The sequence below is a fragment of the Bacillus nitratireducens genome, from assembly GCF_001884135.1.
Lineage (GTDB): Bacteria > Bacillota > Bacilli > Bacillales > Bacillaceae_G > Bacillus_A > Bacillus_A nitratireducens.
Genome location: NZ_MAOC01000091.1, coordinates 37,350 through 52,329 on the forward strand (window position 1 = coordinate 37,350; position 14,980 = coordinate 52,329).

General features: G+C 35.6%; 14 protein-coding genes. 4 read left to right on the plus strand and 10 right to left on the minus strand.

Annotated elements, in window-relative coordinates:
- Positions 1 to 53 precede the first annotated feature (53 nt).
- The gene (locus BAU23_RS25050; protein WP_071735361.1) at positions 54 to 635 is read left to right on the plus strand and encodes an ATP-binding protein; all 582 of its coding nucleotides are present in this window, start codon (positions 54 to 56) and stop codon (positions 633 to 635) included.
- Between the two features lie 145 nt (positions 636 to 780).
- Positions 781 to 1,917, plus strand: a complete 1,137-nt coding sequence (locus tag BAU23_RS25055) for an LPXTG cell wall anchor domain-containing protein (RefSeq protein ID WP_071735363.1) — start codon at positions 781 to 783, stop codon at positions 1,915 to 1,917.
- 72 nt (positions 1,918 to 1,989) lie between these two features.
- On the opposite strand, the gene BAU23_RS25060 is transcribed toward BAU23_RS25055, so the two are convergent.
- Positions 1,990 to 2,661, minus strand: coding sequence for an ABC transporter ATP-binding protein (locus BAU23_RS25060; RefSeq protein ID WP_000202609.1), 672 nt, complete (start codon positions 2,659 to 2,661; stop codon positions 1,990 to 1,992).
- Positions 2,661 to 3,725 carry an ABC transporter permease gene (locus tag BAU23_RS25065; protein WP_000477779.1) on the minus strand — a complete coding sequence of 355 codons (1,065 nt, stop codon included), beginning with the start codon at positions 3,723 to 3,725 and terminating at the stop codon, positions 2,661 to 2,663. Before BAU23_RS25065 ends, BAU23_RS25060 begins: the two co-directional genes overlap by 1 nt.
- 184 nt (positions 3,726 to 3,909) lie before the next feature.
- On the opposite strand from BAU23_RS25065, the gene BAU23_RS25070 reads away from it, so the two are divergent.
- Complete coding sequence (locus BAU23_RS25070) at positions 3,910 to 4,533, plus strand: ArsR/SmtB family transcription factor (protein WP_000803869.1); 624 nt, start codon at positions 3,910 to 3,912, stop codon at positions 4,531 to 4,533.
- 216 nt (positions 4,534 to 4,749) lie between these two features.
- The gene (locus tag BAU23_RS25075; RefSeq protein ID WP_000353375.1) at positions 4,750 to 6,009 is read left to right on the plus strand and encodes an MFS transporter; all 1,260 of its coding nucleotides are present in this window, start codon (positions 4,750 to 4,752) and stop codon (positions 6,007 to 6,009) included.
- Positions 6,010 to 6,242: 233 nt separating this feature from the next.
- On the opposite strand, the gene BAU23_RS25080 is transcribed toward BAU23_RS25075, so the two are convergent.
- The 8 genes from BAU23_RS25080 to BAU23_RS25120 all read right to left on the minus strand — a co-directional run bounded on the left by BAU23_RS25080 (position 6,243) and on the right by BAU23_RS25120 (position 14,853).
- Positions 6,243 to 6,713, minus strand: coding sequence for a DinB family protein (locus BAU23_RS25080; RefSeq protein WP_071735365.1), 471 nt, complete (start codon positions 6,711 to 6,713; stop codon positions 6,243 to 6,245).
- 263 nt (positions 6,714 to 6,976) lie between these two features.
- Positions 6,977 to 8,353: a sensor histidine kinase gene (locus BAU23_RS25085; protein WP_071735367.1), complete on the minus strand. Its 1,377-nt coding sequence runs from the start codon at positions 8,351 to 8,353 to the stop codon at positions 6,977 to 6,979.
- Position 8,354: 1 nt separating this feature from the next.
- Positions 8,355 to 9,032, minus strand: coding sequence for a response regulator transcription factor (locus BAU23_RS25090; protein WP_000781976.1), 678 nt, complete (start codon positions 9,030 to 9,032; stop codon positions 8,355 to 8,357).
- Between the two features lie 180 nt (positions 9,033 to 9,212).
- The gene (locus BAU23_RS25095; protein WP_000747487.1) at positions 9,213 to 10,052 is read right to left on the minus strand and encodes a YitT family protein; all 840 of its coding nucleotides are present in this window, start codon (positions 10,050 to 10,052) and stop codon (positions 9,213 to 9,215) included.
- A 576-nt stretch (positions 10,053 to 10,628) separates the two neighbouring features.
- On the minus strand, positions 10,629 to 11,981 hold the full coding sequence (locus BAU23_RS25105; RefSeq protein WP_083583410.1) for an MFS transporter: 1,353 nt from the start codon (positions 11,979 to 11,981) through the stop codon (positions 10,629 to 10,631).
- Between the two features lie 40 nt (positions 11,982 to 12,021).
- Positions 12,022 to 12,714 (minus strand): LutC/YkgG family protein, encoded by a 693-nt coding sequence (locus BAU23_RS25110; RefSeq protein WP_071735371.1) that lies wholly within the window; start codon positions 12,712 to 12,714, stop codon positions 12,022 to 12,024.
- A 1-nt stretch (position 12,715) separates the two neighbouring features.
- On the minus strand, positions 12,716 to 14,128 hold the full coding sequence (locus tag BAU23_RS25115) for a LutB/LldF family L-lactate oxidation iron-sulfur protein (protein WP_071735373.1): 1,413 nt from the start codon (positions 14,126 to 14,128) through the stop codon (positions 12,716 to 12,718).
- Positions 14,125 to 14,853, minus strand: a complete 729-nt coding sequence (locus BAU23_RS25120; protein WP_071735375.1) for a (Fe-S)-binding protein — start codon at positions 14,851 to 14,853, stop codon at positions 14,125 to 14,127. Before BAU23_RS25120 ends, BAU23_RS25115 begins: the two co-directional genes overlap by 4 nt.
- Positions 14,854 to 14,980: the final 127 nt, after the last annotated feature.

The following is a 14,980-nucleotide window of genomic DNA, read 5'->3' on the forward strand; positions in this document are numbered from 1 at the left end:
TTGTCGATTCACATCGAATGTTCCAAATTATAACAATACATGTGGAGGCCAATATGAAACGATTAGTCATTATTACAGTAGGAAAAACACACAGCGGAAAAACTACATTTGCAAGAGCGTTAGAAAAAGAGATACCCAACTCTTTCGTTATGGATCAAGATAACCAAGCCGAATTTATTAACACGCATTATGAAAAATTACAGCTGACTAAGGGCCCTAATACATTTAAGCATGGTCTTTCAAAATTCATCGTTGATTATGCAAAAGAATATACAAATTTACACCTTATCATTTGCAACTCAAATAGAAGCCGAAACGGCCGGATGTATTTACTAAATGAACTGTTTAAGAAAGAGAAATATGTACGCATACTCGTTCATTTTGACATTCCAGATGATGTACTTTATGAAAGAGTAGCTCGTAGTAAGCGAAGTACAAATATATTTAGAGGTAACTATTCTAGTTTCAAAGAGGTACTCAATCGCCAACAGGCCGAATCACTGCATGAAGATGTAGTACATCCTGTAGAAAATGAGGCTGATTATTTGTTTGTTATTCGCGATAGTAAAGATGTAAAATCTACTATAGAAGAAATTGTTCATCTTGCTGAAGATTTGTCCCCTATCCCAAAATAAGAGACTATAAGAATCACATAATCATAGATTATTATGCAAATACTTCCTCTAAGCGCCGAACATGGTATATAATGATAAAATATTCTACTTCTATATGCTCAATTTTACACAATAGAGTTCACTCATAGGAAAGAGGTACAAAAAAATGAAAACAAAACAAACAATCGCTGCGTCTACACTAGCTTTAGCAATGATTGCGGGATCTACCCCTACTCATGCAGAAGTAAATGATGCTACTCCCCAGCAAAGTACGGGAGATCGCTTAGCTGAAATTAAGCAACATAGACAAGAGTTAGATGCGAAATTACAGCAGCACAAAGAAAATGTGGATCAAACATTAAATGAACTTAACCAAGTTAAGGAAAATGTTGATACAAAGGTTAATGAACTACATGAACGTAAACAAGTTGCAGATGAAAAAATCGGCGAGATTAAACAACATAAACAAGAGTTAGATGCAAAACTTCAGCAAGACAAGCAAATCGCCGAAGATAAAATTGCTGAAATTAAAGAGCATAAAAAACAAGTAGATGATAAAGTTGCTGAAATTAAAGAACATAAGCAAAATATCGATAATAAGGTTACTGAGATTAAAGAACATAAACAAACTGTCGATGAAAAGGTTAATGAAATTAAGCAACATAAAGAGAACATCGATCCAAAGGTTAATGAACTTAAAGAAGTAAAAAAACAGGTAGATGAAAAATTAGCTGAGTTAAAAAAAGCGAAACAAACTGCTGAGGACAAACTTGCTGAGCTAAAAGAAAATAAGCCGAATACTGGGAACACGTTAGAAGAACTTAAGAAAATTAAAGGCAATTTAGATAGTCTTTCCGCTAACTTAGAACTAGCTAAACAAGATGTAAAAAACAAACTTGCTGAATTACAAGAAGCTAGACAAGATTTACTAAATAAAATAAACGAAATGAAACAAGCGAAACAAACTGTTTCAGATGATTTATCAAAGAAAAAACAAGACTTAGATATTAAAATAAACGACTTTAAACATACCGAGAAAAAAATTGACGACAAATTAGCTGAGTTACATACAACGAAGCAAAATGTTGATAACAAAATTAATGAAGTATCACAACCAAAACAAACGACAGTGAATAGTAACACTACTACTACACCTTCTACTGTTCCAGCGAAAAACAATGCTAAAGAACTTCCTAACGCTGGTAGTGAGCAATCAAATAATATGGCTTTAGGTATGTTATCTATTCTAGGTGGAATTTTATTAGTAACACGCAATAAAATTAAAACGTTATTCTCAAAATAAAGCCATTATATCTATTTTAAAATAATCATACAAAGGCCAACTGCACATATATGTACGGTTGGCCTTTTTTCTTTATATTAACTGTCCATCTCTAAGTGTCAATATACGATCACATACATCAAGCATTCTTTCATCATGTGTAATCATAATTGCTGCTTTTTGGCTCTCTTTCACTTCACGTTTCATCATTTCAACAACTTCACGTGCGCGTTTTGAGTCTAAGCTTGCAGTTGGTTCATCCGCTAATATTAAATCTGGGTTGTTCATGAACGCACGAGCGATTGCTACCCTTTGTTTTTCCCCGCCAGATAGTTGATTTGGATAATGACTTTTTCTTTCTCCTAATCCAAATGCCGCTAATAAATGATCCGCACGCTTTTCTGAGTCTTGTTTGTTTTCTTTTTTAAGCTTTGCAATGTAAAGCAATTGTTCTTTTACATTTAAATATGGAACAAGATTTGCGAACTGGAAAATGAAGCCGATTTTTTTCAAACGAATGTCTGTCATTTCCTTTTCTGATAACTGCGTAATATTTTGTTCACGAATGTAAATATCCCCTTTTGACGGTGATAGTAAAGCACCCGCGATTGATAATAACGTACTTTTCCCTGATCCAGAAGGACCGACGATCCCGATAAATTCTCCAGCTTTCACATCAAGCGACATCGGATGAAGGGCTGTTACTTCCGTATTCCCTTCTCCGTACACTTTACTTACTTTGTCTAATTTTAATAATGAAGTCATTACATCCCGCCTCCAATTGCTTCTAATGCATCAACTTTTAATACTTGGTATAACGAAATAAGTGTTCCTAAAATACTAATTACGATAAAGATTGCTGCATATTGTGCAATCATCGGTGTTGTTAATAAGAACGGCATACCCGCTGGTAAAATTTGTTCTAATCCTTGTACAAGAACAATACTGATCACCATCGCAACGACTGATAAGAATAACGCCTGCACGACTAAGCTATTTGCTAAATAAGAATTTTTCGTTCCAATTGCTTTTAGTACACCTAATTGCTGTGTTTTTTGCAGTGTAATTACGTAGAAGAATACACCGATTAGTAACGCAGCGATAACAAGTAAGAATGCAATGATCATCGTTAATGTCCCTTGCTCTTCTTTAAATCCTGGAATACTTTGCAGTACTTCTTTTTTGTCGATAACATGTGCATTTTTAATTTCTTTATCTGTATTCAGCGCAATTGCACTATAATCTTTTTGGTTTGGTTGTGAAATAGCGCCCCATACGTCTTCATTTACATAAACGACTGGTGTATGGCTAAACATTTGATCTTTCGTAAATCCAACGATTGTAAATTCTTTCTTTGAAACAGGGTCGATAATTGTATCTCCAATATCGATTCCTTTTTCTTTAATTGATTCATCAGCAACCATTTCGTTGTTTGCTGTACCTAATTTCTCACCTTTTACAATTTTCGGTTCTAAAAATGAATCACGTTCACTTGAGAAAATAGCAACATCCACTTTTTTCGAACTATCTTTCTTTTCATACGTTGAAACTTTCACACGAAACGGCACTGCCTCTTTCTCGCCTACTTGACTTACTACATTATCTACATCGTCTTTCTTAATTTGTGAACGAAGTAATTTATTTTCCGCATCATCTGCTAAAACGAACTTATTTGCCTCCATATTTTGAATCGATGAAGCATTATCATATGATAGTCCATTTGCTAATCCTGAAATGACAAGGACTAAAAATGATAATAACACCATAATAAGTCCGATTAATCCATATCTTAATTTTGATTGTTTTAATTCACGCAGAGCTAAAAACATTTCGCTCGCTCCTTCCTGTTACTTTCTATGCACTTATCATAAAAAAGAAATATGAACGGAGTATGAACGGAAGATTACAGAAGAAAAATTAAATTTTCAGAAAGTATTGAAAATAATTAAAATCCTTGATACAATTCAGTCAAATAATCTTGACCGAGTAATTTTATTTGAGGAGTTGATCATTTTGAAGCCCATGTTAACACTAACTACTTATAGCCAACTAAAAGCAATAAGCGATCCACTACGTGCCGAAATGATGATGCGTCTATGCGAACGTCCTTATACAGGACAACTGCTATCTGAGAAATTCGGCATTTCAAGGGCGAAAATTCATTATCATTTAAAAGAATTAGAAAAGAATGGCCTTATAGAAATCGTATATACAGAAGAAAAGAATGGCATCATTCAAAAGTTTTATCAATCTGTCGCTAAAGGCTTTACCCCTGCTGCAGAACTATTACCTCATGTAGAAATATTAAGTGAATCAGGTCGCCAAATCTTTTTACAAATGACGGAAATGACGAAAAGCCATATTCTCGCTGCGCCAGAAGAAGCTTTTACATTACGAAAAGTAAGTGAAGATCCAGCTGAGTGGAATTACGTTTCATCTTGCTGGGAGTTTGATGCTACGCCAGAACAATTTCAAGTGTGGGTGAAAAAGTTTTATAAAGTGATGTCTGAATTAAACGAGATCACAAAAGATGCAGATAAAGATCCAAATAGTAAATCTTATTACATTTCTACTACTGCACTACAAATCGAAGAACGAGCAATGCAGCGCTTTGTGAAAAAAGAAGAAAAATCGTAATACGATTTTTTTTACACTAACGGTCAAAATTATTTTACCGAATAAATTTACCCGGCAGTAACGGGCAGTAAGAATCCCCCCTGAAAATTCAACTGGAACAAAGAAGTTAGATAGGAGATTAACTGCCCGTAAATGCCCGATTGGTTCAACTAATAATCAATGGGAATAAACCTCCCACTGATTAAAGTTTCACTTTATTATAAAGGAGTAGATTAAATGGACATATTAAAAAACCGGAATTTCCTCTTATTATTTTTAGGGAGAATTTTTACAAACATAGGAGATAGCTTGTATTATGTAGCAGCGATGTGGCTCGTATATAAATTAAGTGGCAGTCCTTTCTATTCTGGATTAGCTGGTTTCCTTACATTATTACCTTCTGCACTTCAATTTCTTACTGGGCCATTCGTTGATAGATGGTCAATCAAAAACACCCTCGTCATCACACAAGTTCTGCAATGCGTCCTAATATTAATCATTCCTATTACACACTACTTCGACCTATTAACTGTTCAACTACTACTTATCATCATGCCCATCGTAGCCTTTATCGAACAATTCGCCTATCCCGCACAATCAAAAGCTTTACCTCTTCTACTGAATAAAACACAATTATTAAAAGGAAATTCACTCTTCTCATTTGCGTATCAAGGCATCGATTTAATTTGTACGACTCTTTCTGGAATATTAGTAGCACTACTTGGCGCAATCACTTTATATGTAATCGACTCTTTTACATTCGCGATTACTGCCCTTTTGTTCTTTTCATTAAAAATGCCAAAACAAACCGAAACGGGCACATCACTGTCAACTAAGCAATATTTCTCTGATTTAAAAGAAGGTTTTTCAATCGTCTTCCGTTCATTAATGGGCGTATTCTTAATCGGTTCAGTAGTCGCTAATTTTTCAATCGGTATGACGATGGCGATACTCCCTTCTTTCGCTGATTCTTTAGGAGGCGTGAAATCATATGGCTTCTTCTTAGCTGCTATATCAGCAGGTAGTCTCATTGGTGCATTATTCAGTTCATGGGTTGGCAAACGTAATGTTGGCCGTGTCTCTATTATTGGCTTTGCGACTGGCGCTATCTTTTGGTTTCTCTCTACGATTGTACCGTTTCAATGGCTGTCTATTTTCTTATTCGGCCTAGCTTGGATTCCAATTGGTGCCACCAACATATTATTTGCGACAATTAGTCAAATTGTAATTCCAAATCAATACCTTGGACGCATCAATTCAGTCACACGGAGTATGGGCACAATCGCTATGCCGTTCGGTTCTTTAATTGGTGGATACACTGCAAATGTATTTAGTAGCCAACTCATTTTCGCGCTCGCTAGCATCGGGATTTTATTCATTTCTCTCGTATGGCTACTTCATCCGAAATTACGTTCATTGCCGAAAGCTGATGAAATTACATCGGATACTTTTGGGCTTCGGTTTAAGGAGGAACGTGGGAAAGGTGCGGCTTTATAGCAGAAAGAAAATATTATCTAATCCGTAATGTGTAGTTATAATAAAATTATTTAATTTTATTATCTCAAATAAGCATAACCCCGTTCTAAATATAGGACGGGGTTAAAAATATAATTATTTCATTTTGTATGTAAGATACTTCACTTCACTAAAAAATATATCAATAAAGTTGTTTAAAAATCTAAGTTTTATTCAACAATAGCGCCCTTTAATGGAATAACTAAAACGTTCAGTTAACGATTTGATGGCCATACCCTCTGCATTTTCCTTAATTGAATAATTTGGCCTGTATGATACGCATCATGAAGCATGATGTCCAGTAATTTACCCTCAAATGAATTTTGTTCAAGCTCTTTTTCGGAAATTGCACTCAATACCTGTCTTAAATTACTTTGAGCATCTTCAGAACGTTCAACGACTTTCTTCCATTCCTTATCATCATTAGATTGATTTGTAAGATAAAAGGTTTCATCACCGTCGAGATTATGTGTCCATTCACGGCCTTCCAAGTTTGCTGCAAGCCTCTCTTTGTAATAAATGAGATGATTAACGTTCTCCCAAATGGTTTTCGTTCCCTCTCCAGGTGGTTTCCAGATAGCCTGTTCAGCTGTAAGTCCTTCTATAGCATGTTTAAACGGTGCATACCAACTCTCTTTATCGAATGTTGAATCTAGTGCGTTTAAAAGCAAGTCAATTCGTTTCAAAGTAATCTCCTCCCTAAATAGTTACAGTTTCAATAAAACCCTTATAACTCTGTAGGGATTCTACATTTCCAAATAAACTTCCTGCTAATCTTATTCCACAAACTAGTCCAATTGTAGAATAGAATGACTCGCATTTTTTTAACAATTCCATTGCAAATTAAACACCTTTTCTCACTTTACATGTAAGTGAAAATATATCGACTAACCAACAAAAAAATGACAAAAGAGAAGAGGCTGTTTCCAAACAGCCTCTTCTCCTACACTTATTTCGGAAGCTCCACCTGAACAGTAGTCCCTTCCCCTTTCGTACTATATACCGAAACGGTTCCTTGATGCAGTTCAACAATCTTCTGCACAATCGATAATCCTAAGCCGCTACCTTCTACGTTTCTTGCTCTTGCTGTATCTACTTTATAAAAACGATCAAATATACGATCCATCTCTTCTTTTTCCATACCAATTCCGTTGTCTGATATAGAGATCATCACACTTGATTCTAATTCTTCTACAACAAATTCAACGGTTCCGCCATCGTTTGAAAACTTAATGCTATTCGTAAAAATATTACTCCATACTTGATGAAGTAAGTTTTCATCACCGTTTATAACGATATCCGGCACATCAAATTCGACAGCGATATCTTTTTCACGCCATTTCCATTCGAGCATAAAAATGACATCTTTAATTTGCTTTTGTAAATGAAACTTTTTCATTTGTAGAACTTTCTCTTCTTTATCTAATGAAGCGAGCGTAAGTAACTGTTTACATAAACTAGACATCCGCTTACTTTCGCCCTCAATAATTTTCAAGTAACGTTTTCTTTCCTCTTCACTCATATTCTCCGATTGTAATGTTTTCGAAAAACCTTGTATGGAAGAAAGCGGAGATTGGAATTCATGAGAAACGTTAGAAACGAACTCTTGTCTCATTTGATCTAATTCTTTAATACTCTTTGTCATCTTTTGAAAATTAGTCGCTAGTGTACCAATTTCATCTTTTCGATTTTCATCTAATTCGATATCATATTCACCACTTGCAATCTTTTGAGTCGCTCTCGTAAATGTTCGAATTGGACGAACGATATAACCTGCTGCAATCGCTATAAAGATAATACTTAATAGTACGATAAACCCAAGTAATACCGCTAAGAAAATTCGCATCTCGCCAAATTGGTTCTGAATGTCAGGACGAATAAATAAAGCGTACTGTTTATCACCGTGTTGCACTGGTACGCCGACACTATTTATTAATTCATTATCGAAAAAACCTGTAATAAAGAGACGTGTTGGATACGTAGAAACACCATTAAACGTTTCGCCATTCAATACTTTATGAACGGTATCATCACTAATAGACGTCTTACGAAACGCATTACCGATACGTTTTCCATTCTTTTGATCATCGACAATATAAATTTCATACCCTAATTTCGCAATAGACTGTAAGTATGCCTCTTTATTTTCTTCACTTTGTTTTTCATATAATGATTTTACTTCCTCAGCATACATTAAAATCTTTTCACTATTGTACGGTTTTAACTTTACTTGATAATATACATTTGTTAATAAAAAGCCAATTACACTACTAAGTAGCATAATCCCTACCGTCATAAAAACAAATCTAGAATACAATGATTTCATCTTACTTCAACTCCAACTTATAACCGAGCCCGCGCACTGTCGTAATTTGAAAATCATCTGTTCGTTTTGAGAAACGATCTCTAAGACGTTTTACATGAACATCAACTGTTCGTTCGTCCCCTTCAAAATCCATTCCCCATACTAATTCAATTAATTCTTCTCTCGAAAATGTTCTTCCAGGATAACTAGCAAGTTGTGATAATAACTCAAATTCCTTCAGCGGTAGTAAAATCGTTTGACCGTTACACTTCACCTCAAACCCTTTTCGGTCAATTGTCGTTCCGTGGAGTTTAATAATATCAGCACTAAGCATTTGATAACGACGCAATAGTGCTTTCATGCGGAAAATTACTTCAGCTGGTTCAAATGGCTTTACAATATAATCGTCCGTGCCAGAAATGAATCCTTTTTCTTTATCAACTAACTGATCTTTCGCGGTTAATAAAATTACAGGTATATCATGATACTTCCTAATTTCCTCACATAACGTATAGCCATCAATAAACGGCATCATAATATCCACTATCGCAAGATGAATATTTTCTTTCTCTAATATGCCTTGAGCTACCTTTCCATCTTCAGCCTCAAAAACTTTAAACCCCTCTTTTTGTACATGGTAATGTAATAACTCTCTAATATGCTTGTCATCATCAGCTAATAAAATATGTATCATCTTCATTAAACCCTCTCTTGTTCATCCTTCTACATTCTTACATTAAGAAACAATTGGTTTTTTTGCAAGAAAAAGAAAAACGAACCAACATTTTAAGATAAATAAAAAGAATCTATTTTGAAAAAAGATTATTCAAAATAGATTCTTACGTTTTAGTATTAAGATTATTTTAATGAAAAATAAGTTCTAAGCCTTAGAAATATCAACAAATCCTTCTCCAAATACGTCACGAACATCGTGTATAGCGATGAACGCAGCTGGATCTGTAGTTTGAACAATCCGTTTTAGCTTCACTACTTCTTGCTTATTAATAACAATATAAAGAATTTCTTTCGGAGTTTTCGTGTAATAGCCATGACCTGAGTACACGGTAACTCCTCTGCCCATTAAGGTAGTCACCTTCCCGGCAATTTCATTCGGGTTATCAGAAATAATCGTAATGGCCTTCTTCGGATTTAAACCTTCAATTACAAATTCCATCACTTTCGTTGCTACATATAGCATAATAATTGTTATCATCAGTTTTTCTGCACCAATGATGAAATAAGATGAAAACGCAACGATTAAATCGAAGAACAGTAGACCGTAGCTAATGCTCCAGCCTAAATATTTATGCGTCATCCTTGCTAAGATGGTAGTACCTGCTGTTGTTCCACCAACACGAATGATGAGACCAATCCCGCATCCAATAAATATTCCACCGAAAATGGCATTTACGAGCATTTCATCCGAAGCAATTGTCCATCCTTCTGTTAAATGAAGAAATAGCGAGTTCGTAACTACAGCGATAATCGTATAAATTGTTGTAATCTTATTTAAAAATTTATAACCAGCTATTAACAAAATCGCATTTAAAATTAAGTTAACTAAGCCTGGTGACCATTCAAATAAATAATACGTAATAATCGTGATACCTGTTACCCCACCCTCACCAAACTCGTTCGGGATAACAAACAAATTGACACCTAACGCAAAAAGAAATGCACCGATAATAATAAAAATAATGTCTGTCGTTCTTTTTTTCATATAGTACCTCACTTCTTATGTAAATATTTATTCTGTCATAAACTCTCACCATTATATCGTGGAATATTCAAATCGAACAGTGGTTTATTTTTATTTTAATATAGGATGATAAAACAACTTTATCCTATACCCACATGTCATTAAAAAAGTAAAACAACTGTATTTATTATGTACGACAAATAAAGTTTTGATTTCACAAGTAATTCACGCTAAAAAAAAAGAGTATGAATACTCACTCGTACTAACTTCGAATACAAAGCAAATAGGCGAAGCTATAGAATAGACTTCGCATCAAGCGTCTGATCATAGAGATTTATATGTCATTTTATCCCCGCTTATACCTCAGTATTGATTACTATCACTGATATCCTCTTAATTGGATTCTACATTTTGTCTTCCCACACTTTTGGATGTAGATTCGAAAAAAAGATTCATTCAAATGCTTTCTTTTTGTTTCATTGACCACTTCACTTTCTACTTTTTTTCTTCAAACAAAAAAACTCCATTGAATTTGCATACTTAGTATGCAAATTCAGGAGTTTTTTCATATACCACTATTCAGATTCACTTCATTACTCATTCAAAATTAGCACGAGGTTCCTCTAACCCCTTCTTATTTCTCCAGTTAAATAAGCTTTCAGTCTTAGTTTGCTGCCCTGGTTTCACAAACAACATTGCCCCCATTGCAATAGCGGCCAAAATGGCAGCTACGATAAACATAGAAGGATAGCCATAACTTACAACTAAGTATCCAGTTAAAGTCGGGGCTAAGATTGTCGCGATATTAGCGATGAAATGCATAATTCCACTATATGTTCCTGAGTAAGCAGGAGCCGTATCGACAATAATCGCCCAAAATAATGAACTCGGTAAAAAAGCAAACGCGTTTCCAAGCGACATAAGCGCTAATACAGCTACATAATTGTCCATCGCGGGAATGAAGCTAAAACAAACTGCTGTAAGGAATAAAGCAATAATTGGTAACCCTGTTCGAGCTAAACGAAGATTCCCTGTTTTACGTAAAATACGATCAGATAGCTTCGCCCCTAGCGGCAATGTTATACAAGCTCCGAGCCAAGGAATCATCCCAAGATACCAAAGGGACGATAATTGAAAATGGAATACATCTTGCAAATATTTCGGTGTCCAAGTTAGTATTAAAAAATTGATATATTGGAAGCAAAAATATGCTAGCGTAACCATAACGAATGTCGGAACTTTAAAAAAGGAGTACCATGGCTCTTTTTGAATTTCTTTCTCTGCTTTTACGGATTGAAGTACACCTTCCGTACTTCGTATTTCAGCTAATTCTTCTTTTGTCACTCGTGGATGATCCTCAGGCATATTCGTAAAAGTAAAATACCAAATAATCGCCCATACAATCCCAATTATACCAAGGATAAAAAACATTACTTTCCAGCTAGTGAAAGATAGCAACAGAACCGCTACAGGTGCAGTTAATACTGCACCTAACGGAACACCAACAAAACCAAGGGATGTTAGAAAAGCCCTTTCTTTTGGGGCTGCCCAGTTTGCTGCTGTCTTATTCGAAACCGCGAAAGATGGCCCTTCTGTTAATCCAAATAAAACTCGGAAGATAGCAAATCCTATTAAAGCAGATCCTCCAAAAACAGCGATCCCTATTTCTCCAGCAAAAGCGGTCGCGATTTCAAAAATAGACCAAGCGGTTGCTGCTACGATCCATACAAATTTCGGTCCTTTTTTATCTGAAAAAATACCTCCTAATAAAGAACCAATCATGTAACCGTAACCAAAATAACCTAATATAGCTCCCCATTCCTTCGGGTCAAAGCCATATTCTTTTATAATGAAAGACTGCGCATAAGCGATGGCCCCTCGATCAATATAATTCACCATCGTAATAAACGTGAGCATTGTAAAGACATAATAACGAAATTTATTCTTCATCAAAATCCCCACTCCCCCTCGTATTCTTTTGTTTTTCTCTCTAATCCTTTAATAAAATGACATGAACCTTTCCAGGACCATGCACTCCAAAAGCTAATTCCATCTCAATATCACCTGTCCGGCTAGGCCCAGTGATAAAATTAATACAGGCAGGTAATCCATTCGAAACCTGTTCGTGAATGCTAGTTACTCCTTCTGTTAAGCGCCTATAAATTGTATGTTCTGAGAGAATTGCTACATAAACTGCTGGCAAAACGCTAACTAAACGTCCACGTCCGCCACCATTCCATAAAACAACTGTTCCAGTCTCAGCAAGTCCCATTTCGGCATATGTAATTCCCATATCTACTTGAGCTGTATAATCCCGTAGTTCTCTTTCACCTTCTTTACTTTGCCAAATTCGATGAGAAACGAAATTTCCTGTTAAATACTTTCCTATTTCAAGCTGATGTAATCTATCATCATCCCAATACACCGCAGATTGAACATTAAATTTATGTACAACGTACTGAAGTGCACTCTCTATTTCTGAACGGTATATATGACTTACTTCTGTATGTAAAGTATGCAAATTTGCAATAAACTGCTCTACTAAACTTTCGTGGTCTATCTCTTTAGGAAAGTGTCTGAGTGGATTGTTTTTCCACCTAGGAGGAGTGACCCCCGAGCGACGTTCTCGGTTTAGTTTACATGCGATATTGTTTAAAAAAGATTCTTGTACATCCATATTCATATTATGAATCCCTCTTTTCTTTTTTCCACCAATCACGGAATGATTGTTTCGCAGGTTTTGGAAAATCTCTACTTTCTGTCCACCCTTTTAACGGGCCTGGGCCATTCGCAATATATCCATCTTTTGCAAATATCGATAAACCTGTATGTGCCATTTTAATAGCTTTCTCATAAACGAATGGATGACTCGCCATAAACGTGAAACCTTTAAAGGCCAACTGCTCAAATTTCGTTATAAACCCTAGTTCCACCACATCTTTACGATGTTCAATGAGAAGGTCATGTAAAGGAATTTTCACGGGGCAAACATCTGTACACGCTCCGCACAAACTGGATGCAAAAGGTAATTCTTTTAATTCTTCATATCCTTCTAATAAAGGCGCTAGTACTGCCCCGATTGGTCCGCTATACACACTTCCATAAGCATGGCCCCCAATATTACGATACACAGGACAAACATTTACACAAGCTCCGCACCGTATACACTTTAATACTTCTTCATAAGCAGTTCCTAAAATATCAGAACGACCATTATCTAGAATAATTAAATGAAATTCTTCAGGCCCATCCATATCATTAGGTAAACGTGCCCCATTAATTCCAGTTACATAAGATGTAATTTTTTGGCCTGTAGCACTTCTTGTTAACATCGAAACGACTACATCAAGATCTTTCCATGTCGGAACGAGACGTTCCATCCCCATAATAGCAATATGAACTTTTGGCAATGTCGTAGTAAGACGAGCATTTCCTTCATTACTTATAAGAACAACTGATCCAGATTCCGCTACCGCAAAGTTACAACCAGAAATACCAATATCAGCTTCTAAAAACTCTTTACGCAATTGCTCCCTAGCAAACTGTAGTAATTGATTCGTATCAACTGGGATTTTCCTTCCAGCTTCCTTAGAAAAAAGCTCTGCTACTTGTTCCTTCGTCTTATGAATGGCTGGAGCAATTAAATGGGATGGAGCTTCTCCAGCTAATTGAATAATATACTCCCCAAGATCAGACTCTACTACTTTTAACCCTATCTCTTCTAAGCTTTTATTAAGGTGTATTTCTTCTGAAACCATAGACTTAGACTTAATTACTGCTCTCGCTCTTTTTTTCCTTGCGATTTCAGAAACATATGATACGGCATCTTCTGCTTTGAAAGCGAAATGAACATGTCCCCCATTTTTCCGAACATTAGTAGCTAATTGTTCCAAATAACTATCTAAATTTTCAATTGTATGCATCCGAATTTCAGATGCCGCCTCACGCCATTCTTCAATATTTCCTAATTCATGTGTAGCTTGTTCCCGTCCCATCCGAAGCCTATCTTGTGTCAATGGTACCGCGCTTCTCATCTGCGGATTTTGCAACGCTTTATCTACTCTTTTCAAAAATTTTTGTTCCCCCGCCACACTCATTTATTCAGCCCCTTTGCCAGTACTTCTGCTACATGTAACACTTGAATGTTTTTATTTTTTCTGCGCAACCTTCCTCCAATATTCATAAGACATCCCATATCTGCTCCAATTAAGAGATTTGCTTCTGCCGCCTCAATATGTTTTATTTTTTCATCAACCATCGTTTGAGAAATCGAGCTCATCTTTACTGCAAAAGTGCCACCAAACCCGCAGCAATCTTGGCAATATGGTAATTCTTTTACGTCTAAACCTTCTACTTGCGATAATAACTTAAGTGGTTCGTCTTTTATCCCAAGCGCACGACTCATATGACAAGATTGATGGAAAACAGCTTTCTCAACCAACTTAGATTTCAAATCATTTTTTCCAAGTACATTTATTAAAAAAACCGTCAATTCATACGTTCTATCCGCTAAATGAACCGCTTTTTCATACCATTCACTATCATCTTTAAACATCTCTTTATAATAATGATGAACCATGCTAGCACAAGACCCTGAAGGCGTCACAATATATTCACTATGTTCAAATGCTTTTATCATTTGCTTTGCTGCTAGTTTTGCTTCTTCTTGATATCCGCTATTGTAAGCTGGTTGCCCACAACAAGTCTGTCCTTCAGGAAAATCTAGTTCCACTCCACATTGTTTCATAATTTCTACGACACTCTTACCTACTTCAGGAAAAAACATATCTGATAAACAAGTAATAAATAACGAAACTTTCATAAAAATCCCCCCTCAAAACGATACGATCTATTATCAAGTTATTACTCTATCGGTTCGAATTTTAAATTTTTAGAATTTTCTATTTTTAAAACTTTTTGTTTATGATATCATGTGGGATATTATATGA